Annotated in this window: 20 protein-coding genes; 8 read left to right on the forward strand and 12 right to left on the reverse strand. The window is 45.9% G+C overall.

Annotated features, from left to right (window positions below; genetic code table 11):
- Positions 1–95 precede the first annotated feature (95 nt).
- Positions 96–908 (forward strand): helix-turn-helix domain-containing protein, encoded by an 813-nt coding sequence (locus BACCOPRO_RS17235; RefSeq protein ID WP_008143159.1) that lies wholly within the window; start codon positions 96–98, stop codon positions 906–908.
- An 81-nt stretch (positions 909–989) separates the two neighbouring features.
- Here the strand turns inward: BACCOPRO_RS17235 and rpsO are convergent, their stop codons facing one another.
- Entirely contained in the window at positions 990–1,259 is a 270-nt protein-coding gene (gene rpsO, locus BACCOPRO_RS09715; RefSeq protein ID WP_008143160.1) for a 30S ribosomal protein S15, read from the reverse strand.
- 111 nt (positions 1,260–1,370) lie between these two features.
- On the reverse strand, positions 1,371–2,366 hold the full coding sequence (locus tag BACCOPRO_RS09720) for a cation diffusion facilitator family transporter (protein ID WP_008143162.1): 996 nt from the start codon (positions 2,364–2,366) through the stop codon (positions 1,371–1,373).
- A 171-nt stretch (positions 2,367–2,537) separates the two neighbouring features.
- Between BACCOPRO_RS09720 and BACCOPRO_RS09725 the strand changes: the two genes are divergently transcribed.
- Both BACCOPRO_RS09725 and typA read left to right on the forward strand, forming a co-directional pair.
- Entirely contained in the window at positions 2,538–3,710 is a 1,173-nt protein-coding gene (locus BACCOPRO_RS09725) for a DUF418 domain-containing protein (protein ID WP_008143164.1), read from the forward strand.
- A 113-nt stretch (positions 3,711–3,823) separates the two neighbouring features.
- A complete protein-coding gene (gene typA, locus BACCOPRO_RS09730) occupies positions 3,824–5,629 on the forward strand; it encodes a translational GTPase TypA (protein ID WP_008143168.1) in 1,806 nt (601 codons plus the stop codon).
- A 122-nt stretch (positions 5,630–5,751) separates the two neighbouring features.
- On the opposite strand, the gene BACCOPRO_RS09735 is transcribed toward typA, so the two are convergent.
- Genes BACCOPRO_RS09735 through BACCOPRO_RS09755 form a run of 5 tightly spaced genes read right to left on the reverse strand, consistent with a single transcriptional unit; the run spans position 5,752 to position 10,670 of the window.
- Entirely contained in the window at positions 5,752–6,702 is a 951-nt protein-coding gene (locus tag BACCOPRO_RS09735) for a glycosyltransferase family 2 protein (RefSeq protein WP_008143169.1), read from the reverse strand.
- Entirely contained in the window at positions 6,699–7,097 is a 399-nt protein-coding gene (locus tag BACCOPRO_RS09740; RefSeq protein ID WP_008143170.1) for a GtrA family protein, read from the reverse strand. The genes BACCOPRO_RS09735 and BACCOPRO_RS09740 overlap by 4 nt, the downstream gene beginning before the upstream one ends.
- Entirely contained in the window at positions 7,087–8,808 is a 1,722-nt protein-coding gene (locus BACCOPRO_RS09745) for an ArnT family glycosyltransferase (RefSeq protein ID WP_008143172.1), read from the reverse strand. Before BACCOPRO_RS09745 ends, BACCOPRO_RS09740 begins: the two co-directional genes overlap by 11 nt.
- 15 nt (positions 8,809–8,823) lie before the next feature.
- Positions 8,824–9,639 carry a glycosyltransferase gene (locus BACCOPRO_RS09750; protein WP_008143174.1) on the reverse strand — a complete coding sequence of 272 codons (816 nt, stop codon included), beginning with the start codon at positions 9,637–9,639 and terminating at the stop codon, positions 8,824–8,826.
- Positions 9,640–9,659: 20 nt separating this feature from the next.
- On the reverse strand, positions 9,660–10,670 hold the full coding sequence (locus BACCOPRO_RS09755) for a glycosyl transferase family 90 (protein ID WP_008143175.1): 1,011 nt from the start codon (positions 10,668–10,670) through the stop codon (positions 9,660–9,662).
- A 155-nt stretch (positions 10,671–10,825) separates the two neighbouring features.
- Here BACCOPRO_RS09755 and BACCOPRO_RS09760 point away from each other — a divergent pair, with 155 nt between their 5' ends.
- A complete protein-coding gene (locus tag BACCOPRO_RS09760; RefSeq protein WP_008143177.1) occupies positions 10,826–11,608 on the forward strand; it encodes a DUF5672 family protein in 783 nt (260 codons plus the stop codon).
- A 41-nt stretch (positions 11,609–11,649) separates the two neighbouring features.
- On the opposite strand, the gene BACCOPRO_RS09765 is transcribed toward BACCOPRO_RS09760, so the two are convergent.
- The gene (locus BACCOPRO_RS09765) at positions 11,650–12,558 is read right to left on the reverse strand and encodes a lysophospholipid acyltransferase family protein (protein ID WP_008143179.1); all 909 of its coding nucleotides are present in this window, start codon (positions 12,556–12,558) and stop codon (positions 11,650–11,652) included.
- A 146-nt stretch (positions 12,559–12,704) separates the two neighbouring features.
- Here BACCOPRO_RS09765 and BACCOPRO_RS09770 point away from each other — a divergent pair, with 146 nt between their 5' ends.
- Complete coding sequence (locus BACCOPRO_RS09770) at positions 12,705–14,546, forward strand: ABC transporter ATP-binding protein (protein WP_008143181.1); 1,842 nt, start codon at positions 12,705–12,707, stop codon at positions 14,544–14,546.
- Here the strand turns inward: BACCOPRO_RS09770 and BACCOPRO_RS09775 are convergent.
- From BACCOPRO_RS09775 to BACCOPRO_RS09785, 3 genes are read right to left on the reverse strand one after another with little or no spacing between them, the layout of a single operon-like run.
- Complete coding sequence (locus tag BACCOPRO_RS09775; RefSeq protein ID WP_008143183.1) at positions 14,541–15,437, reverse strand: glycosyltransferase family 2 protein; 897 nt, start codon at positions 15,435–15,437, stop codon at positions 14,541–14,543. The genes BACCOPRO_RS09770 and BACCOPRO_RS09775 overlap by 6 nt on opposite strands.
- A 9-nt stretch (positions 15,438–15,446) precedes the next feature.
- Complete coding sequence (locus BACCOPRO_RS09780) at positions 15,447–16,187, reverse strand: hypothetical protein (protein WP_040311353.1); 741 nt, start codon at positions 16,185–16,187, stop codon at positions 15,447–15,449.
- Between the two features lie 5 nt (positions 16,188–16,192).
- Positions 16,193–16,909: a hypothetical protein gene (locus tag BACCOPRO_RS09785; RefSeq protein ID WP_008143186.1), complete on the reverse strand. Its 717-nt coding sequence runs from the start codon at positions 16,907–16,909 to the stop codon at positions 16,193–16,195.
- Positions 16,910–17,025: 116 nt separating this feature from the next.
- Between BACCOPRO_RS09785 and pdxB the strand changes: the two genes are divergently transcribed.
- Genes pdxB through BACCOPRO_RS09800 form a run of 3 tightly spaced genes read left to right on the forward strand, consistent with a single transcriptional unit; the run spans position 17,026 to position 21,850 of the window.
- Entirely contained in the window at positions 17,026–18,036 is a 1,011-nt protein-coding gene (pdxB, locus tag BACCOPRO_RS09790; RefSeq protein WP_008143188.1) for a 4-phosphoerythronate dehydrogenase PdxB, read from the forward strand.
- Between the two features lie 53 nt (positions 18,037–18,089).
- Positions 18,090–19,490 (forward strand): alpha-L-fucosidase, encoded by a 1,401-nt coding sequence (locus BACCOPRO_RS09795; RefSeq protein WP_008143190.1) that lies wholly within the window; start codon positions 18,090–18,092, stop codon positions 19,488–19,490.
- Positions 19,487–21,850 carry a glycoside hydrolase family 3 N-terminal domain-containing protein gene (locus BACCOPRO_RS09800; protein ID WP_008143191.1) on the forward strand — a complete coding sequence of 788 codons (2,364 nt, stop codon included), beginning with the start codon at positions 19,487–19,489 and terminating at the stop codon, positions 21,848–21,850. The genes BACCOPRO_RS09795 and BACCOPRO_RS09800 overlap by 4 nt, the downstream gene beginning before the upstream one ends.
- 172 nt (positions 21,851–22,022) lie before the next feature.
- Here the strand turns inward: BACCOPRO_RS09800 and BACCOPRO_RS09805 are convergent, their stop codons facing one another.
- Positions 22,023–22,964 (reverse strand): hypothetical protein, encoded by a 942-nt coding sequence (locus tag BACCOPRO_RS09805; RefSeq protein ID WP_008143193.1) that lies wholly within the window; start codon positions 22,962–22,964, stop codon positions 22,023–22,025.
- Positions 22,965–22,983: the final 19 nt, after the last annotated feature.

The raw sequence follows: 22,983 nt of genomic DNA on the forward strand, positions 1-22,983 counted from the left end.
ATAGTATCTGCAAAAATAACCGCTTACAACATTTTGCCTTTGTAAAAAAATGAACTATTATTGTAAAATCTTATCCTTTATCACAAAAAAAGCATATGATATACTTAAATCAGACATACGAACTGCTCGCCGGCGGATTTCATGCCGGAAACAGATCATGGAACAAGCGGCATACAGAAATAGACAACTGTTTCAAGTTATACCAGCTCACAGAGGGAAATGTACACGTATGCAGCGATCAGGATGATTTTACACTGGAAAAAGGGAAAATGTATTTTATCAACGGAAGCAAACTGAGTAAACAGTATTGTAAAGAATCATTCTCCACTCACTGGATTCACTTTCTTCCCAAGGACCTGATGATTTATCAAGGACTGCTGAATCTGCCAGCCGTTGTAGAAATCGAGACTAACGGTATCTCATTCATCGGCCTGGAACAGCATATCGATATGCTGCTGAACAGTACCAAAATCTCATCCTGGGAATATGTTTTGTCGATCATGCATGTACAGGCTCTGATACAGACCGTGATAACAAGGCTGACGAAAGACTGCGATATCACTGCCACATCTACCAAAATCTACAGACTGGAACCGGCCATGCGCTACATGCACGCAAACTACAAAGACACCATCCATTTAAAAGAACTGGCATGCATGTGCAATGTATCCCCCAATTATTTTCATAAAATATTCAAGCAGACATTTAAAATCACCCCCACCAACTACATCATCCTGCTCAGGATGAATTCCGCACTGCAATTACTGAAAGACAACGGAGTAACCATAAAAGAGATTGCCTTTGAGCTGGGCTTTACCGACAACGCACACTTTTGCAAGACCTTCAAGAAATACTATGGCATTACTCCCGGAGAATATCAGAGAAATCAGAACAATATCTTATTATAATGATAACTGCATAAAAAATCCGGGCCGTCTCCAGTATGATGGAAACGACCCGGAATTTTGTTCGTTGCAGCAAGTAAAGAATTACTTACGCAGACCCAGTTCCTTAACGATAGAACGATATCTTTCGATATCACGTTCTTTCAGGTAGTTCAGCAACGCACGACGCTTACCTACCAGTGTAGTCAGGGCTCTTTCAGTGCTATAATCTTTTCTGTTGAGCTTCATGTGCTCAGTCAGGTGAGAAATACGGTATGAAAACAATGCAATCTGAGCTTCAGGTGAGCCAGTATCAGTGTTAGACTTTCCGTACTTTCCAAAGATTTCTTGTTTTTTAGCTGCGTCTAAATACATAATTTTGACTTTTTAAAATAGATAAATTTGATTTGCGGTTGCAAAGATAGGTATAATCTTTTAAACGACAAGCCTTTTCAGACTTTTTTTGTAAGTTTCCCGAATAAAAGATCAACGGTCAACTTCATCGGCATGTTCCACAAAAGTTGCCAGTGTAATCGGTTCAGCCTGCTCAAAGGCTGCCTTACGTGTCTTGCAGTCTTTACAGATACAGCTACGGCACTTGGACTGTTCGAAAACCGTACAGGGGTCCAGATGAATTGTCAACTGAATCCGGTCAGCATACTTCTTTTCCAGAATCTGCCGGAGATGAGCTCCTTCGTCATGTCCTTTTTCAATGGTATAAAACCAAGGAAGCGTCAGATCACAATCCATATACAGATAGTTACCATACTTGATTACCTTTGCATTATGAATATCAATCCAGTCAGGTGACCGTTTGGCATTCAGCTCAGAAGCCATGTCTTCCAACAAGGCCTCATCAGCCTTATCCAATAAATTGGCAATGGTCTTCCGCAGAATAGATACTCCCGTCACGATTATGATTCCACCGAAAAGGAAAGCAAGGACACTGTCAATCCAGGCAATTCCTGTAAAATACAGAACCAGCAAACCGGCCACCAGACCAATTGTGGAGTAAGTATCCGACTGCAGATGCTTTCCTCCTGCTATCAGTGCCATGGAATTATAACGCTTGCCGATATGTACACTGTACCATCCCATCAGATAATTGAGAAGTCCTGAAAAAGCCACAATGTAAATACCGATATCCAACTTCTGGATACCTGCCGGAAAAAACAGATGAAGTACACCTTCATAAACAATCAGAACACCGGCAAACGTAATCAAGATACCTTCCACTGAAGCCGAAATCTGCTCCATCTTTCCATGACCGAACGGATGACTTTTGTCCTTGGGCTGTGCAGACCAACGGAGACTGTACAAACTGACAGCCCCTGCAAGTACATTCACAATACTCTCCATGGCGTCGGTCAGAATGCCGACTGAATTGGTCAGCCAATAGGCAGCAAACTTACCTATCAGAATCAGGGACGAAATAAACACGATCCATCCCTGCACTTTTTGCTTGAGTTGTTCTTCGTTCATTCTTCCTTTGTTTTAAAAACGGGCAACAAATTTAATCAATTACTTCGCTGAATGTTCATCCGAAAGGAAGGATTTAAAAGGCTTCTGTGAGATTTGGAACGAATCGAAATAGTTCCTAACTTCGCAGCCGAATTTTAAACTAATACCCAACAGATACACAGAAGCATTACTATGGATCAACCAACAACAAGGAAAAACGCACGCATTGACGTAGCTGACGTATTAAGAGGACTGGCCGTAATGGGTATCATCGTCCTGCATTCCATCGAACATTTCAATTTCGGATCTTATCCGGACACCTCTGCACAAAGTGCCTGGCTGAACTTCACGGACAAAGCAATCTGGGACGGACTGTTCTTCATGTTCGGAGGAAAAGCCTATGCTGTATTCGCTCTGTTATTCGGATTCAGCTTTTTCATCCAAGACAACAATCAGCAAATGAAAGGCAAAGATTTCCGTCTACGCTTCTGCTGGCGCCTGATTCTGCTGTTCCTGTTCGGCAACCTGAATGCCTCATTCTTTACGGCAGAGGTACTGGTTCTCTATTCTTTGGTAGGCTTCATTCTGGTTCCGACCTGCCGCTTATCCGACAAGACCGTCCTGATACTGGCCTGTCTGTTGCTGATCCAGCCTCTCCCCCTATATTATACCTTACGGGCAACTTTCGATCCCACTTATACACCGCTGACGATTCCAACCCGTGAACTCTGGATGACGACCTACCAGTCACAGATGAACGGAACTTTCCTGGAAACTTTGCGTACCAACCTTTGGGAAGGACAATTAGCCAGCCTGGCATGGGCATGGGATCACGGACGCGTCTTCCAGACTGCAGCTCTCTTCCTGCTGGGTATGCTTGCCGGACGCCGCCGTCTGTTCCTCCAGGAAGCACTACCCGTATGGAATAAGATCTGTGCTGGTGCCATCATAGCCTTTTTCCCGCTTTATGGAATCAATAATCTGCTTCCTCAGTTCATTGAAAACCGCTCCATTCTGGTTCCCCTCTCACTGATCATCAGTTCACTTGCCAATTTTGCTTTCATGCTAATGCTTGTATCCGGTGTACTGTTCATGTATTACCGTACCCGTATGCAGTCTCTGCTGCGAAAAATCATTCCATACGGCAAAATGAGTCTGACCAACTACATCACCCAGAGTATCATCGGATCTTTCCTCTTTTACCACTGGGGACTGGGACTGCACAGCCATCTCACCATCACAGCCAGCTGCCTGACAGGAATCGTTCTTTTCTTCCTGCAATGGAAATGCTGTGACTGGTGGATGAAGCATCACGATCACGGTCCGCTGGAATATCTGTGGAAACGGGCTACCTGGCTCAGGTAGCCTGAAAAGGCAAAACCCCGGAACAAGCTTATAATAAATTGAAAAAACCATTTGTTCCGCATGAAAAATCAGAGGAAAAATCGTACCTTTGCGTCCAAATATATAGGTATAGTATGCAAGATATTAGAAACATTGCCATCATTGCCCACGTTGACCACGGTAAAACAACCCTCGTGGACAAGATGATGCTGGCGGGACACCTGTTCCGCAACGATCAGACCAATGGCGAATTGGTTCTGGATAACAACGATCTGGAGCGTGAAAGAGGTATAACCATTCTTTCAAAAAATGTCTCCATCAATTACAATGGTACTAAAATCAATATCATCGATACTCCGGGGCATGCTGACTTCGGTGGAGAAGTAGAGCGCGTCCTCAACATGGCTGACGGATGTATCCTGTTGGTTGATGCTTTTGAAGGTCCGATGCCACAGACCCGTTTCGTACTCCAGAAAGCACTGCAAATCGGATTGAAACCGATTGTAGTAGTCAACAAGGTTGATAAACCGAACTGCCGTCCGGAAGAAGTCTATGAAATGGTATTCGACCTGATGTTCAGCCTCAATGCGACGGAAGATCAGTTGGATTTCCCGGTACTGTATGGCTCTGCCAAGAATAACTGGATGGGTGAAGACTGGAAAACTCCGACCGGTACCATCACTCCGCTGCTGGATGCCATCGTGAAATACATCCCGGCTCCGAAGCAACTGGAAGGTACTCCGCAGATGCTGATCACCTCACTCGACTATTCATCTTATACCGGACGTATTGCCGTAGGCCGTGTACATCGCGGAACTATCAGTGAAGGCATGAACATCACTCTGGCAAAACGTGACGGAACGCTGGTTAAATCAAAGATCAAGGAAGTACATACATTTGAAGGGTTGGGACGCAAGAAAGTAGAATCGGTTTCTTCCGGTGATATCTGTGCCATTATAGGTATCGATGGTTTCGAAATCGGTGATACCATCTGCGACTTTGAAAACCCGGAACCGCTGCCACCGATTGCTATTGATGAACCGACCATGAGCATGCTGTTCACCATCAACGACTCTCCGTTCTTCGGAAAAGAAGGAAAGTATGTGACTTCACGTCACATTCACGACCGCTTGATGAAAGAGTTGGACAAGAACCTGGCTCTGCGCGTTCGCAAGACTGAAAATGAAGATGGAAAATGGATTGTTTCCGGACGTGGTGTGCTTCATTTGTCTGTATTGATTGAAACCATGCGTCGTGAAGGCTATGAACTTCAGGTAGGCCAGCCTCAGGTTATCTTTAAGGAAATTGACGGTGTCAAATGTGAACCGATCGAAGAACTGACCATCAGTGTTCCGGAAGAGTTTGCCAGCAAGATGATCGATATGGTAACCCGCCGTAAAGGTGAAATGGTATCCATGGAAACTCAGGGTGACCGTGTAAACATTGAATTCGACATGCCGTCACGCGGTATCATCGGTCTGCGTACAAATGTTCTGACTGCGTCTCAGGGAGAAGCTATCATGGCTCACCGCTTCAAGGAATATCAGCCGTATAAGGGAGAAATTCCTCGCCGTACCAACGGTTCCATGATTGCAATGGAAAGCGGAACAGCTTTTGCCTATGCCATCGACAAACTGCAGGATCGCGGTAAATTCTTTATCTATCCGCAGGACGAAGTGTATGCCGGACAGGTAGTTGGTGAGCATGTTCACGAAAATGACCTGGTGATCAACGTAACCAAATCAAAGAAACTGACCAACATGCGTGCTTCCGGTTCTGATGATAAAGCCCGCATCATCCCGCCGGTTATCTTCTCACTGGAGGAAGCTCTGGAATACATCAAGGAAGATGAATACGTAGAAGTTACTCCGAAGAGCATGCGTATGCGTAAAGTGATTCTGGATGAAACAGAACGTAAACGTGCCAACAAGAACGCATAACACACTGTATATCCTAAATAAAAAAGAAACAGCTTCACGATGTATTGTGAAGCTGTTTCTTTTTTATATTTGAGTCATATTCTCTCTTCCATATCCTTCCGAAAGAGAAATATGCTGACATCTCAGTTTTTCTCTTTCGGAAGAATAGTCTTTTCCACAAAATAACGAGGACGCCGTTTCACCTCCTTATAGATCTTACCCACATATTCGCCAATTATTCCACAGGCCAACAAAATGGCTCCGCCAATAAACCACAAGGAAACCAGCAAAGAAGTCCATCCCGGAATTGCCGTACCTTCTACAAACGAGCAGATTCCATATACAATAGCCAAAAGGGCTATCAGTATAAACACAAGGCCAAGATAAGTAATGTAACGCAACGGACGTACCGAAAAAGAAGTAATCCCATCAAGTGCAAAACTGAGCATCTTACTGAAAGGATATTTTGACTCACCCGCAAAGCGGGGACTACGGTTATAATAAACAATGGCAGAAGGATATCCCAATGAGGAAACCATTCCCCGCAAGAACAAGTTACGTTCCGGGAAAGAGACCAGTGCCTGCAACGTACGTTTGCTCATCAGCCGGAAATCAGCATGATTGTAAACGATATCTCCTCCTAAGCCACGTATCAGCCGGTAAAAGGCCTGTGCCGTATGCTTTTTGAAGAAGGTATCAGTCTTACGCTCCTTCCTGACTCCGAAAACAATATCAATACCCTTATTGAAATAATCTACCATCAAGGGAATAGCTTCAACATCATCCTGCAGATCTGCATCGATAGAAACAGCAGCATCGGCATGCACAGCAGCCCATTCCAAGCCGGCCCACAGAGCTTGCTGATGACCGACATTATGAGCTAGCTTGAGTCCGGATACACAAGCATAAGCAGTTGAGAGACTTTCTACCAGGCTCCAGGTCTTGTCCCGGCTTCCATCATCTACATACAAGATCTGCCCTTCTGTGATCCTGCCTTCCTCTACCATGCGCTGAATCACAGCAGACAAACGGGAAGTGGTTTCAGACAACACTTCTTCTTCATTATAACAAGGTACTACAATTACCAGTTTCATAGCATATCTCCTTTTTTCTTTTCCTTAAACACCCAACGTACCAGCAGGAAATTAACCGGCACCGCAATGGCAAACACAGGGAACGGAGCCCATTCTTCCCGAACCCCCAACCAGAGAAACAGATTCAGCAAAACCAGATGAAGTAAATAGTTTACTGCATGCGCTCCTCCCATTCCTGTCAGCTTTTTCCACGATGGAGCTGAATGGAAAGTGAAATAAGCTGTCAGATAGAAGTTCACCAGAAACGACAATACATATCCGATCGTATAGGCTATATTGACATTTATCACCCGCTGCAGGAAATAATAAATTCCATAATGCAGAAGTGTTGCGATTACCCCTACAAGAGCAAAACGCAACGCCTGTCCTCCCAGTTGTTTCCGTTCACTCACCATGTTTCCAGAACCGATAGAAATGAAGGATTTTATGATCATCACAGCTGCGGTGACCACTGTCAAAAATCTCTTCTACCTGATAATCGGGATAAGTCCGTTCAAAGTCTTCGATCTCTGAATTACCTACAATCAGAAATCCTTTTTCCGGCTCAAAGACATCGAATGGCATCACACGATCTCCTAAATAGAAATTAATCGTAAAAGGATGCATTCGGTTGCCTGGAGTAATATCTGTTCGATAGGAATAAATTTTTCCTTCAGGAACAATACCCGCAATACGTTCTGCCACAGGCTTATCGGACTTCACATTCAGAACAGCAGGCTGGAAAAGTCCATCAAGTCCCAGAAACACCGTAAAGATAACCCCAATAACAGAATAGGGTAAGCCAGACGCAGAAACATCTTTCTTCAACGAAGAGAAGAACCAGCCTATAGCTGCAATCATTGCCGCCAGCAATACCCAGGACACCAAACCTAGCGGCAACTCTTCCAGTGCATGCAGAAACGCTACATTCTGTGCCGCATGACGTCCTGAGAAAATGGTGTCAGGAACCCATCCCATCCGAAGTGCAAAAAAGACAAGTAATAACAAAGATGACAGCCCGGCCATTACACTTCCGAAAATCTTGACCACTTGTGTACGGTTTCGGTTCAGGTAGAGCAAATACTCTGCCAGGAAGTAAGCCAGGAAAGGATAGATCGGCAGCAGATACACACTACGTTTGCTTTTAGGGATGCAGTAGAACACAAAAATCAAAACAATACTAAGCAACGAAAATAGACGGACATCATCCATCTCACGAATGTACGTACGGAAGCGGTTCCACCATCCGGACAGCTTACCGGACACCTTATGATACTTCAGAAAGAAAAGAGACAAAAGCACCAACAAGGTATAAGGAGCATAACCGGCTACAACGGTAATCACATTATAGTAGGCAGGATTTTCATGAGAAGAATAACTCATCTTGCCAAGCAGACGAAGTACATTTTCTTCCAGCACCAGCTGCAGGAACTCTTCTCCTCCCTGCTGATAAGCTGCTACATACCATACCAAAGGCAATACGCATGACGCCAGCCCTATCCCCAGGAAAGAAAGAAAAATCCGGCCGAAATGCATACCTCTGATCCATAAGAATACAGCTGTAACAAGACAAGGTAAAACCATTCCTACCGGACCTTTGGTTAGGAAAGCTCCGCTCAGACAAAGTATTCCAAGCCAGGGAACTCCTTTCAGCCCCTTTTCTCCCCACCGGTATAACTGGTAAAGAGCCATCACCATCAAGGCTGCCAGCAACATATCTACCCGACAATTTGTTCCTGCCCGATGAACCTCAAAATTAGTCAATGTAATAAGTCCCATCAGAAAAGCAAGTTCACTACCCCGCCGACGAGCATAAAAGCCATAGCCAGCCAATACCATCAAAGCCAGTGCAACAGCTGACGGCATGCGGGAAGTATATTCCGACACTCCCCCGGCAATTGTAGAAAACAAAGCGATACACCAGTGAAACAAAGGTGGCTTATAAGCCATATCTACTCCGTTATTGACAGGTAAAACCCAATTACCATCCTGCAGCATCGACAGAGCAACTACTGCTTCCCGAGGTTCTCCCCGAGTATTAAACAAGGCTTCTCCAAGAAAAAGGAACAGGGAAGCCACACAAAGAATGGCCAACAGCCACGCGTATTTATCTTGTTTCTTCATCATAAGTATCTACAAAGATTATGGGTTACACGACAGATCCAGATACTGATCCACTCCTTTCTCTGCCCGTTGTTTCCCCGTAGCAGCCGTATTTTTCAACATCTGTTCATTCAAAGGTGCACGATCAGCATTCTTTACCGGATGATAAAGATGAACAGCCGGAGCCATCAGTTTGGCATTCTGGCGCACCAGTCCACAATTATAAAGCCGTTGAAAGAATTCCCAGTCTTCAAATCCCCAGCCAACAAAGTTTTCTTCGAATCCATTCACCCGAATATAATCATCTTTCCACACTCCCATATTACAGCTTCTGGCACGTTTTAATCCACTGTTTCCCTTAATAAAACGGTGTAAAAATGGCAGCCTTAGCATCACAAGCCGACGGCGCAGTCCTGGTGTCCAAAAAGTGATATCTGGGGAAAGTTTCTTACAGATCCGCTCTGTTCCTTTCTTCATCAGACGTGCACGACTTCCGGTCGTAAAGTATCCCCGCTTCATCAGGGTGCGATGATCCTCAATAAAATGACGCCCAAGCACCATATCACCATCAATCATAACCAGATAAATTCCCCTGGCACGAGCTGCTGCTACATTACGTGCTTTTGAGACCCGGAAACCTTCATCAGGAATCCACGAATGAATCAGCGGCACAGGAAAAACCTTCTGATAACGCTCAATCAATTCACGGGTTGGAGTCCCGGAGCCATCATCTGCGACTATAACTTCTAAAGGAAAAACCTGCTGTTTCATCACACTCTTCAATACGATCTCTAAAAAAACAGGTGTATTATAAGTTGTAATAATCAATGAGATTTCATCAGCAATCTGCTTCATAACTTATAGGATTTATAAATTTACAACTGCCCGCTGGTTTCAAAATAGCGCTGCATTACCATTAATTGAAGAAGTTCCTCACGCTTGTTATCCCTGAACTGAGATACATACTCATGCGCATGTGCTATAATCTCCTCTGCTTTCTCCGGATAAGCAATGTAATATTTAAGTTTGTCCTCAAAGTCAGAAAAATCTTCTTTCACTTCCACATAATGATAATCAGGTATTAACTGTCCTTCCATAAACCAGGTTTCACAAGTTGGCCTGGTCATGACTGCCAGAGAATTAGATGACATGACCCATTTCAGATTCGAAGCCACATCATTTCCTTCCAAAGCTATGATAAACTTGTAATCCAGATGTTCCCGAATGGTTTTCTTATCTGTCATCCACTTCTCAGGGCATCCTTCATTCCGCCCTACCACACCGCAGTCACACATCGGATGACCAAAGAAACGTTGCAGAAAGGCTGTACGAAGGCGGCTCTGACGGATCTTCCCCCGAAATATAGCACAATCTTTCTTCTCGCGGAACGGCTTCGTATCATATACATACATGAAATGGCGCAACTTATCCAGTTTTAATACCACCGAGTTCATATTATCTTCCGAAAGCAAACGGCTCTTTACAATAGTTGGTTCCTTGGGGGTAAAATAAACATCCCCCGGACAGAAATTCCAACGCAACCGAGGAGGAAACCAACGGGTTACATCATGCTGATCAAAATAATAAGCAGTATGAAACATCTTACGGCGGTAATCTCCAAGAGCTCCCGTATAATGAATCCAACTCCGGTCACGAGTCAGCTTATCTTCCATCGAAATAGTCCACGGGGAAGTGATCCGCATATAATAATCCACCCGCTGCTTGAGATACTCATAATCCGGTCGTTTCCGTGCAGCTTCCAGCATGCTTTTACGACGGGAACGATAATACGCATCCGGTATGGCCAGACCAATAAACTTCTGCAAGAAGTTGAGAAACTTCACCGGTTTCCCACTCCGTAATTTATAGAATAGATGATCAGACATATAATAAACGGTAATCTATTAATGAAATGTTTCCAGACAAAGATAGCGCTTTTATATGAATATCTTATATCTTTGCAAAAATGAATGCAAAAACACCTTTTCAAACACAAACGAATTCTACTGCCTAAACAAAGAAACTTAACAAAAACAGAAAGATGAAATACTCCGTAAAAATTATCATACCGTTCTATAAAGAAACACTGAAGGACTGGGAGAAAGCTGCCCTGGCCAATAACATGGAAAAGCTATCAAACTATCCTGTAGTTTTTCTCAAACCTGAAGGACTGAACATTTCCTCATATGAACAAGCTTACCCACAAGCTGAAACAATCAGTGTTTCTACCGACTGGCTAGGCACAAAAAGAGGTATTGCCGGATATAATGAGATGATGATGTCGGAAGCTTTCTATCAGCTGTTTTCGGATTGTGAATATATTCTGATTTGCCATACAGATGCCTGGATCTTCCGTGACGACCTGTCAGCCTGGTGCCAAAAAGGTTACGATCTGATTGCTGCCCCCTGGCCTACACGTCCCAGATACAGACATTTCCCGATGAAACAGTTTATTCAGCTAAAGAAATGGTTGTTTTCTTCTCCTGAAAAGATTTCCCGCATGCAGATGTATGACAAAATCGGGAACGGCGGATTGTGCCTTCGAAAGGTAGATTCCTTTATTCAGGCATGCCGAAAATATGCCCAGGAAATCGCGGACTTCAACGCCCGGACAGACTCCATGCATAACGAAGATATCTTCTGGGCACTGATTCCGAAGGAGTTTCATTATCCCGATGTTCAAACTGCCATTCAATTTGCATTCGACCTGAAACCGCGAGTATGCTATACTCTCAATCATAAGGAATTACCCATGGGATGCCATGGATTTATGCACAAAAGCCGCATGAATTTCTGGAAGCCTTTTACTCCCTGCATCCCCTGACCGGACAAACCGGCAGCAGCCGGCAAAAATTCAGAGTCAGCCTAAGCGTTGCTTTGCTTCCATTCCAGCCACTGTTCTTTGGTACGCTTCCAACGCTTATGCGTCCAAAGCCAGTAGGCAGGCCGACGACGGATGCTTTCTTCGAGCAGACGGGCATACCAGTCGGTCAGATCATAATCAGCATATTCTTTCGGATGAAGAGTCATCAAGCGGAAAGTAGCCCGATAATATCCGCGTTTCACACGCTCTACATCCACGTAATAAAGAGCAGCGTCCACCTGTTTGGCAATCCGTTCTGCCCCGATAAAAAAAGAAGTCTCATGATTCAGGAAATGCGTCCAGTGATTCATGTTTTCCAATTTAGGCAACTGGTCAGCAATAAATCCGATCATAACTTTCTTTTCCTGTTTCCGCAGGGTCAGAATCCGGCGAAGGGTATCCTTCATCAGAATGGACTCTCCGCCAAATTGTCCACGCAACCGCAAGAAGAGTTCATCAAATGCCTTATTATAAATACGATGGTAAATCTGTCCTCCGTGCATATCCGGTATCCAGCTGCTTAATGAAGCTATATATTCCCAATTACAGTAATGTCCCAAATAAAGAAAACAGAACTTCTTGTCTTCCCGTTCCAGATCAGCACGCACCTCATCAAGATTCGTAAATTCCATACGCCGCTTCATCTCTTCCCGTGAAATGGAAAACATCTTAATTACTTCCATCACATAATCACAGAAGAAATGATAGAACTGCCGTTCGACAGCCAGTCTTTCCCGAACTGTCTTTCCCGGGAAGCATTCTGCCAGCTGTTTTTCCACAACCTTCCGACGATATTTCACAACATAGAACAAAGGGAAAAACAGAATATCAGACAATAAATACAAAAGCCTCAGCGGAAGCAGAGACAACAAATATAAAAAAGCGAATAGTATGCGGTATAAAATATTCATTCGGTCTATCGGATTATAACAAAGGACAAAACTACAAAAAATATGACATCCTGCCACGAGCCCGCCGTAATTTTTACAGACTGAATAGCGGAGCTAAGGTATTTTACACTATCTTTGCAGCATACAAGTAGTTACATTCCTTGATTATGAAAGAATTCTTCCAACTCATGCGGCGATTTGTTTCGCCCTACAAGAAATACGTCTGCTGGGCTGTCGTGCTGAACATCCTTTCAGCTGTCTTTAATGTATTTTCCTTTTCTCTGCTGATTCCAATCCTGAATATTCTGTTTAAAACCAACGCACAGGAAAAAATCTATCAGTATATGGACTGGGAATGGTCTGTTGACTCCCTGAAAGAAACAGCTATCAATAATTTCTATTATTACGTTAACCAGCTGATCGATGCATTCGGGCCCTCTACAACATTATTGTTCCTCGGGCTATTCCTGGCTGGGATGACCTTCCTGAAAACAGCGTGCTATTTCGGTTCCACTGCTGTCATGGTTCCTCTGCGTACCGGTATCGTACGTGATATCCGTACTATGGTTTATTCCAAGGTGAGCTATCTGCCCTTAGGATTCTTTTCGGAAGAACGAAAAGGAGACATCATTGCACGTATGAGCGGTGACGTAGCAGAAATTGAAAACTCCATTACCAGTTCATTGGATATGTTGCTCAAAAACCCTATTCTGATCATATCCTACTTTGCCACACTGATGATCATCAGCTGGCAGCTTACGGTATTTACCATTCTGGTTCTGCCAACTATGGGCTGGCTTATGGGAAAGATCGGCCGCAAACTGAAAAGACAGTCACTCGAAGCTCAGGAAAAATGGGGAGAAACCATGTCTCAGCTGGAAGAGACACTGGGAGGACTGCGTGTCATCAAGGCATTTACGGCTGAAGAAAAAATGATCAGCCGATTCAATAAATGCAGCAATGAATATCGTGATGCAACAAGCCGTGTCTCCATCCGTCAGGCTCTTGCTCATCCCATGAGTGAGTTTCTGGGCACCGTACTGATTGTATTCGTCCTCTGGTTCGGAGGCTCTCTGATTCTTGGAAACAATTCTTCCATTGATGCTTCCACTTTTATCTACTACATGGTAATCCTGTACAGCATCATCAACCCGCTGAAAGATTTCTCAAAAGCAAGCTACATGATCCCGCGTGGTCTGGCCTCCATGGAACGTGTAGATAAAATCCTGAAAGCGCCCAATCCGATTGTGGAAAAAGCAAACCCTACACATCTTTCAGCACTCAACGAAGAAATCCGGTTCAACCATATTTCTTTCAGCTACAACGGACAAACACAGGTCCTCAATGATATCAACCTTCGCATCCAGAAAGGAGAAACCATTGCTCTGGTCGGCCAAAGCGGTTCGGGTAAATCTACCCTGGTTGATCTATTGCCGAGATTCCATGATGTACAAGAAGGAGAGATTCTGATTGATGGAATCAACATCAAGGATGTTTCCATCAGCGACCTGCGTTCACTGATCGGCTATGTCAATCAGGAAGCAATTCTGTTCAATGACAGTTTCTACAACAACATCACATTCGGCGTAGAAAACGCGACGAAAGAACAAGTGATTGAAGCTGCAAAAATTGCCAATGCCCATGAATTCATCATGGAGTCGGAACAAGGATACGATACCAACATCGGAGACCGCGGCTGCCGCTTATCCGGAGGACAACGCCAGCGTATCTCCATCGCACGGGCCATTCTGAAGAACCCGGCAATCCTGATTCTTGATGAAGCTACTTCTGCTCTTGACACAGAAAGCGAACGTCTGGTACAGGAAGCACTGGAACGTCTCATGAAGACACGTACCACCATTGCCATCGCCCACCGGTTATCTACCATCAAGAATGCAGACCAGATTTACGTACTTTATGAGGGAAGAATCGTGGAAAGCGGCAAACACGAGGAACTTTTAGCCAAAAATGGCTATTATAAACGGCTGAATGACATGCAGGCTTTATAATTTCCCCAGCTTTTCCAGGATACCATCCCGATAAGCCTTCCAGAATTTGGCCACATCATCCAGGGTATATACATCCTTAAAGGGTATTGTGGCCAGCGCTATGACTATATAGCCCAGTACGGCATGGAAGCTGCGCAGGTAGCGTACAGCCCAGTTCTTTCCATACCGGTGATTCAGATAGGCAGCATTCCGTACCTGATAGAAGCGTTTCCATTTTTTCTTACGGCTCCGGGTCTCCCAGTCATCATCCGAAAAGAACTTTTCCTTATCCATTAAAGCTGAGGGAATATATAAGATCCGGAAACCGGCCAGGACTGCACGCAGGCAGTAGTCTGTATCATCACAAAAGATAAACAGCTCTTTATTGGGTAGCCCGATCCGTTCCACTGCCTCCCGACTGATGCAGAGTCCTTCAAAAGCTGTTCCACAGATATCCACAGGTGAATCAATCACCCTGCCTTTCAGCTTCTGCTGATACATGGAAGCAAAAGGATTGGTCAGGTTGACTTTCTGGAAATCATTAGTAAAGATCTGTCCCTCCATCAAACGTCTGGGCGCAAGAATACCTACGCCGGATTCATGGGTGTAAGGCAGAAGATGCTCCATACAGTCCGCACGGGGAAATACGTCATCATCCATACACCAGATCCAGTCAGCACCAGCCTGATATGCATACTGAATGCCCCGGTAAAAGCCACCGGAACCTCCTACATTCTCCTGATGAATGACAGTCAGATCTTTCTGGTCATCCAACCATTCACCTGTTCCATCTGTACTACCATTATTTACGACCACGATGGAAGAAACGGGAGTATTCGCACGCAGACACGTGATGTTTCGCTTCAGCAATTCTTTCCGGTTGTAGGTCACAACCACAGCTTTTATATTCATGGCTATTTATCAGTAAAGTCCGTCGATTTTTCCAGGTTGTGTACTCCGGTAAGCTACCATCAGACGATAACATGCTTCCGGATCAAGCCCGCGTTCTTTCGCATACGCCTCGGCCAGTACCCGATGCATGTGAGGAGTAGCAGGCAATCGTTCCAGGTTTTTACAGCCCGCTTTCATATCCAGCGGACCGACAGCCAGGCGATTCAGATCAACCACTTCCAGATACACCCCCTGTTCCGTATGCAGAAACAGAATATTACCGCGGCCATAGTCCTTATGTGCATAGCCGTGGTTATGGAGTATTCCGGTAATCCGTCCCACTTCGCTCAATACTTCGTCTTCATACGAAAATTTCTGTTTGAACAAAGCCTCGTATGTATAAGGACAGGGAGAAACATAGGTCACATAGTAACTTCTGTCAAACAGTCCTCCGCGACGTACATTGATATAACCCACCGGACGGGGAGTACCAACACCTATTTCGAGAAACATACCGGCATGGATATAGGATCGTTTGGCCTTGGAAGGACGGAATATTCCATAGACAAACCGGTTGATCAGATTAGGGCGATGAAATGATTTCACCACAAACTCCTGCTCTCCGTACTTCATTTTCCGAAGTTCATTACGTCCTTTATGAATAACAGTTCCCTCTCCCCTGTCGAAACGTTCCGGCACGGAAAGCATGAAATCCCTCAGTGATTCACAGTCAGGATGAAGAACCAGTGTACGATGATTCAGCCAACTCATATCTGTCAGATTTTATCCAGGCCTTTGGTAAACTTCAGCCAATAATATTTCAAGGGATTCTTATATTTCAGCTGTTTCCAGGGACGACTGCCGTGAGGACGGTGCCATACAGGCAAAGTCGTAAACAAATAGTTGCGGAATCCAAGTTTCAAAGCCTCATGAGAAATCGTTACATCAAACCAATTCTTTGAGGCATCCAGATTGTGAAAATCGAAAGCCCGCAAAAACTCCGGAGTCAGCAACGAACAGCAGAAACTGCAGTGTTTCTTCTCGGCATACACCTGTCCCTCCTTGCCCAAAGCATGCAGGTAAGGATAATTAATGACTCCCTGCTCATCGGTTGTCACCGCTGCAGCAATCGCACACTTTTCATAAGAGGAAGCTCCGTCATACAACGCCTGAAGAGTATCTTTTTTCACTACTACATCCGATTCTACGATCAGCAGTCCGGCATCAGCAGCAATCGCTTCTTCCTGGGTTTTCTGGAGTACCAGCAGATAGTTAGGCGAAGGATGATCAGTCAGATCCGAAAGATTGACCAACCGGAACCCCATCTCACGGGAAGCTTTTTCCAACCGGCGGGTATTCTCTTCCGTACTGAAATCATTATAGACTGTATAGGTGAAAGGCACCTTTAATTCAGAGTTGACAATTGCCTGAACAGTTTCAAGCGTAAAGTCGATCGAGTCTTTGACAGGAGTGATGATATGCAGGCACTTCATGACTTTTCCAGATTATATTTTTAGCAAAGGTAAAGGAAATCTCCTGTCTCTCCAATTATTTTCAATAAAAGTATGTACCTTCGCGGTCACTATCCCAAAAAGAGGAAAGAATAAAGATGAAAGTAATTGTAGACAACAAAATCCCTTACATACGCGAAGCTCTTTCGCGCCTGGCAGACGAAGTGATCTATTTGCCGGGACATGACTTTACTCCCGACATTGTAAAAGATGCAGATGCACTGATCATCCGTACAAGAACCCACTGCAACCGGCAGCTGCTGGAAGGCAGCCAGGTACGGTTCATCGGTACGGCAACCATCGGTTTCGACCATATTGATACGGAGTATTGCCGGGAAGCCGGTATTGCCTGGAGTAACTGCCCCGGATGCAATGCCGGAGCCGTAGAACAATATCTCCATTCTGTTCTGCTCCTGCTCCAACAGGAAAAAGGAATCCGTCTGGACCAGGCTTGCCTGGGCATTGTAGGAGTAGGCCATGTAGGAAGCCGTATCCAGCATCTGGGTGAACGGCTGGGTATGCGGATTTTGCTCAATGATCCTCCCCGTGCTGACCGCGGAGAAAAAGGTTTTGCGGATCTGCACACCCTGGCACAGGAATGTGATATTCTGACATTCCACACTCCTTTAATTCGGGAGGGAAGTTATGCCACCTATCATCTGGCTGATGAATCATTTTTCAAAAGCCTGACACGCCGTCCTTTCATTATCAATACCTCACGGGGAGAAGTTATCGATACCGGTGCCATTCTGCACGCACTGGACAGCAAACAGATAGCCGGAGCAGTCCTTGACGTATGGGAACACGAGCCCAACATCAATCTGGAACTGCTGGACAAAGTATTTATCGGTACTCCTCATATAGCCGGATATTCTGCTGACGGAAAGGCCAACGCTACACGCATGGTACTGGAAGCCTTCTGCCGTTTCTTCCAACTGCCTGCCGACTTTCAGATTACCTTACCCGTACCTGACCAGTCTCTGTTTGATGCAGACGAAGATATCCGGACCCTGCAACAGTACAATCCTCATCGGGACTGCGACAGTCTGCGTGCCCAACCTGCACTTTTTGAGCATCTAAGAGGTGATTATCCTTTACGGAGAGAATAAAATCTCCAAATTTCTTTTTAACTTTGTTTGCGCAAATCTAATCAAACATCTTCATGAAAAATATTAAAACATTTTTGACAGCCAGCATTGTCGGAGCTGCTGTCTCTTTGAACACATATGCACAACAGGTACAGGGGTTTGTACACCAGCAGTCGGAAGCATCCGGCTATGTCTGGCCAACCGACGAACAAGTTCTTGACAAACTGGACAAATGGCAGGATCAGAAATTCGGCGTATTGTTCCACTGGGGATTGTATTCCGTCCCGGGTATTGTAGAATCATGGTCTATCTGCTCTGAAGATGAAGAGTGGATTCCCCGTGATACCACAATGACTTATGATGCTTACAAGCAATGGTACTGGGGGCTGAAAGATAAGTTCAATCCCGTCAACTTCAATCCTGCGCAATGGGCTGAAGTCATGAAAGATGCAGGTATGAAGTATATGATCTTCACCTCCAAGCATCACGACGGATTCTGTATGTTTGACTCCCGCTACACAGACTTTTCTATTGCTCACGGAGCCTTCAAGGACAACCCGAAAAAAGATGTGGCACGCTATGTATTCGATGCTTTCCGTCAGGAAGGTTTCATGACGGGATGCTATTTCTCCAAACCCGACTGGCATTGTTCCTGGTACTGGAATCCCTACTTCGCTACCCCGAACCGCAACCAGAACTATAAAAAGGAGCGCCACCCGGAATGGTGGAAAAAATATCAGGAGTTCACTGAAAACCAGTTGAACGAACTGATGGAAAACTATGGCAGCTTTGACATTCTGTGGCTGGACGGCGGATGGGTAACCGGCGATGACATCAATCTGGACCGCATTCTTGAGAAAGCACGCCAGAAACATCCGGGACTGATCTCAGTAGACCGCAGCATCCGGGGCAAGAATGAAAACTACCAGACTCCGGAAAGAGGTATTCCAGAAAAGCAGCTCAACTATCCGTGGGAAAGTTGTATCACGCTGAGCAACGACTGGGGATGGACTCCCAATGCTCCCTATAAATCTCCGGAGAAAGTTATTGCCATGCTGACAGAGATCACGGCCAAAGGAGGATGTCTCCTGCTGGGAGTAGGCCCGACCCCTGATGGAATCATTGAACAGCCTGTAACGGAACGGCTTCACAAAGTGGGTGAATGGCTGCGCCGCAATGGGGAAGCTATCTACAACACCCGGACAACTCCGGTCTATCACGACGGAAAGACCTGGTTCACGGCCAACAAGGATGGAAAAACCCTGTATGCCATCTATACCATAGAAGACAATGAAACACTCCCCAACGAGATTTCATGGACCGGCAACCTTCCGAAAGGCAAAATGACCTTACTCCAGACCGGTAAAAAAGTGAGCTATACCTGCCGCGACAACCGCGTAACAGTTCAGTTGCCCAAAGGCCTGAAATGCGAATCGCTGGCATTCCGTTTTCAGATTAATACCAACCAACGATGAGAAAAACATTATTGCTTATAGCAGCCTGTTGCCTGCAGGGAATGACCATAGCACAGGAACCAGTCTACCGACAGGCATCCGCTCCCATTGAAGAACGTGTCAGTGACCTGCTGGGACGCATGACACTTGAAGAAAAAATCGGACAGATCTGCTGTCCTCTGGGATGGGAAATGTACACCAAAGTCAGTCCGGACAGTGTAACCATCTCGGACAAATACAGACAACAGATGGACGAAGCTCCCATCGGTTCCTACTGGGCTGTTCTCCGTGCCGATCCGTGGACTCAGAAAACTCTGGAAACCGGACTGAATCCCCGGCTGGCAGCCAAGGCTCTGAATGCCTTACAGAAGTATGCGGTAGAGCATACCCGCCTGGGAATTCCTGTCCTTTTTGCCGAAGAATGTCCGCATGGCCACATGGCTATCGGAGCAACAGTATTCCCTACTTCCATGGGACAGGCCTCAACCTGGAATGAATCTCTGATCCGGCAGATGGGAGAAGTCATCGGACTGGAAGCACGTCTTCAGGGTGCCAATATAGGATATGGTCCGGTTCTTGACATTGCACGGGAACCACGCTGGTCGCGTGTGGAAGAGACTTTCGGAGAAGATCCTTACCTGACAGGTATCCTGGGTACTGCCTTTGTACAGGGTATGCAAGGCAAAGACTTCAAGGACGGACGTCACGTCTACTCTACCCTGAAACACCTGGCTGCCTATGGAGTTCCCCGTGGAGGACACAACGGCGGACCGGCAGACATGGGACTGCGGGCCTTGCTGGATGAATACCTTCCTGGATTCCAGCGGGCCGTAGAAGTAGGAAAAGCCGCTACGGTCATGACTTCCTACAACAGCATCGACGGAGTTCCCTGCACCTCCAATAAATTCCTGATCGACTCCCTGTTGCGCAAACGCTGGGGATTCGACGGATTTGTTTATTCCGACCTGGCCAGCATTGACGGCATTGCCGGTGCTCATGTAGCTGCCAACCTGGAAGATGCGGCTATCCAGGCTGTAGAAGCCGGAACCGACATGGACCTGGGTGCCAATGCTTATCGCCGGCTGGTAAAAGCCGTACAGACAGGAAAGGTCAAAGAATCCGCTATCAACCGTGCTGTGAGCAATGTGCTGCGTCTCAAATTCCGGATGGGGCTTTTCGAACAACCTTATGTATCTCCCGAAGAGGCTGCACGCCTGGTTAACTGCGAAGATCACCGGATGCTGGCACGTAAAATAGCCCGCGAAGGAACCGTGCTGCTGAAGAACAACGGCATCCTGCCACTTGGAAAAGTGAAACGCATTGCCGTCATCGGTCCGAATGCTGATGTCATGTACAACTATCTGGGTGACTATACAGCTCCTCAGGAACGCAGCAAAGTGGTTACCCTGCTGGACGCCTTGCGTAACCGGATGCCGGATGTCCGTATAGACTATGTGAAAGGATGTGCCATAAGAGACACCACCCAGAGCAATATCAAAGAAGCAGTAGAAGCCGCTCGGAAAGCCGATCTGGTAATTCTGGCTGTAGGAGGTTCCAGTGCCCGCGACTTCAAGACAAAGTATATCAATACAGGAGCTGCTACCGTAGACTCGGAAAATAGCGGAATCCTTTCGGATATGGAATGTGGAGAAGGCTTCGACCGGGCCACTCTCGACCTGCTGGGTGATCAGGAAAAACTGATCCGTGCCATCGCCGCAACAGAGAAACCGCTGGTGACAGTCTATATTGCCGGCCGTCCTCTCAACATGAATCTGGCCTCAGAAGTATCTGACGCACTGCTCACTGCCTGGTATCCCGGAGAACAGGGAGGTAACGGTATCGTAGATGTACTGACTGGTGAATATAACCCCAGCGGCCGTCTGCCGATGTCAGTTCCCCGGCATGTAGGACAGATCCCCGTACACTACTCGCAAGGTACTCTCCGGGATTACATGGACTGTCCGGGAAAACCGCTGTACACCTTCGGATATGGCCTCAGCTACACCACCTTTGCCTACAGTAATCTGAAACTTTCTGCAACAGCAAAGGCAGCTTCGCAACCGGCCGGTGACAATGAAGTCATGCAGACTATTACCTGTACCGTTACCAATACGGGCGACCGGGACGGTGATGAAGTCGTACAGCTGTACCTGAATGATGAGGTCAGCTCGGTAGCAGTTCCGCCGATCCGTCTGAAAGGATTCCAGAAGATTTTCCTGAAGAAAGGCGAAAGTCGTGAAGTGACTTTCCAGTTGACACGACAGGATCTGTCCATATATGACCGTAACATGAACTTCACGGCTGAACCGGGACGGTTCAATGTCATGATCGGAGGATCTTCAGATAACCTGCCCCTGAAAGGAAGCTTTGAAATTCAGTAACTTTATTTTCCGGCCAGAGTCTGCGGACTTTGACCGGGAAACTATAAAAGGATGAAAATACCCACCATATAAAACGGCGCCGCAACGACCGCACACTTCGGTCCAATCGACTGCACGATGAGACCGCAACGACCGCACGATTCAGCCCGAACGAAGGCACGATGTAACTTGCTTATTTAGAAGAAGATACAGAAGCTTCTGAAAAATGCAGCTGATAACCGACTTCACGGATGGACTTCACTTCAACATCCAACTCTTTCAGAGAAACCTTCAACTGCTTAATGATCTGATAAGCCCGGGTCTTGACTACACTGTTCTCCACTTTGCCAGCCTGATGAATTTCCGCAATCTGCCCGTAAGACAGACTGAAATCAGAGTTCCGGATAAAAGCCCTGAAATAGAGAAGACTCATTCCCTTCAATTCAATGGCAAGACCTTCGTGGAAAAGTTTACGCTGCCTGTCATTCCAATAATATCCCGGTACGATTTCTTCTCCCGATATCTCCTCCGTCAAATCCTGATGAACCGGAAGGTCCGCTGTTTTCCGACGGACAAGATACAGCCATCCGATAGCTCCCAAAAGCAACAGAAGATAAGTATACCAGCGATGTAACAACAAGACAACAGGAATATGTACTGATGCTTTCAAGGTAAGATCCGGCTTCCCCTTAAGGCTGGTTCTCCAGGTCTTTTCAGTGATCGCCAGATAATCCGGATGCGCCAGAAGCGAAGAACCCTGTATATACTGCTCACCCATCCTGCAACCGACAGCTGTCAGAACCGGTATGTCTTTCTGATGAAGTTTTTCCTGAAAGATACTGTCCAGCCGGAACCGGGTGGAATCCTCCAGAGTCAGATAATACTGATTTCCCCACTCCATGCATTCCGTCACAGGTACAGGATCTTCTGTATTCCGGGAATCATACTGAAAAACAATCAATGTGATGAACTTATCTTTCTCTTCCGTCATGGCCTCCCCAAAAGCAGTCTTGCAATCCTGAATGATCAGATAGCGCTGGCCAAGCATGAAGCAAACTTCAAGCGCGGCCACCATACCTGCAAGAATGAGGCAGGCCCAACGGGAATTGACAAGTTTTTTATGATTGCTTTCCATTCTGTTTTCTACATTTCTC

The sequence above is a fragment of the Phocaeicola coprophilus DSM 18228 = JCM 13818 genome (assembly GCF_000157915.1).
GTDB lineage: Bacteria > Bacteroidota > Bacteroidia > Bacteroidales > Bacteroidaceae > Phocaeicola > Phocaeicola coprophilus.